Source organism: Mycobacterium scrofulaceum (assembly GCF_002086735.1).
Classification (GTDB): domain Bacteria; phylum Actinomycetota; class Actinomycetes; order Mycobacteriales; family Mycobacteriaceae; genus Mycobacterium; species Mycobacterium scrofulaceum.
This window is the reverse complement of sequence record NZ_MVIJ01000166.1, coordinates 1-457: the sequence shown is the minus strand read 5'-3', so window position 1 is coordinate 457 and position 457 is coordinate 1. Positions and strand designations below refer to the sequence as shown.

General features: G+C 58.6%; 1 protein-coding gene. It reads right to left on the bottom strand.

Going from position 1 to position 457, the window contains the following annotated elements; genetic code table 11:
* Nucleotides 1-457: cytochrome P450 (locus BST44_RS29270; protein ID WP_142274749.1), on the bottom strand; the 457-nt coding region annotated here is incomplete at both ends.

Genomic DNA, 457 nt, shown 5'->3' with positions numbered 1-457 from the left:
GGTCGAAGCGATCCGGGTTATGCCAGACTTCGCGGACGAAATGGTTGACGGCGGGAGTGATCGCCACAAGCGTGTCGGAGGGGATGTAGTGGCCGTCTATTGCGGTGTCTTCCACTGTTTTGCGCATCACTAGCGGAACCGGCGCCACGAGTCTCATGGATTCCTTGATCACCAGATCGAGGGACCTGAGCCCTTCCAAATCATCGATCTCCGGTGACCGGTCGCCGAGAACATCGCTTTCGGCGCGAACCCGATCCTGCCATTCTGGATGCTTTGCCAGGTAATAAGTTACCGCGGTGGTGGTGATCGTCGATGTGTCGTGAGCGGCCATCATCAGAAAAATCATGTGGTTGATGACATCGGAGTCACTGAAACGTTGCCCGTCTTCGGTGCTGGCATGGCACAGCGCCGAGAACAGGTCATTGCTGTCGCCGGCCCGGGCGGCCGGCAAGTGCCG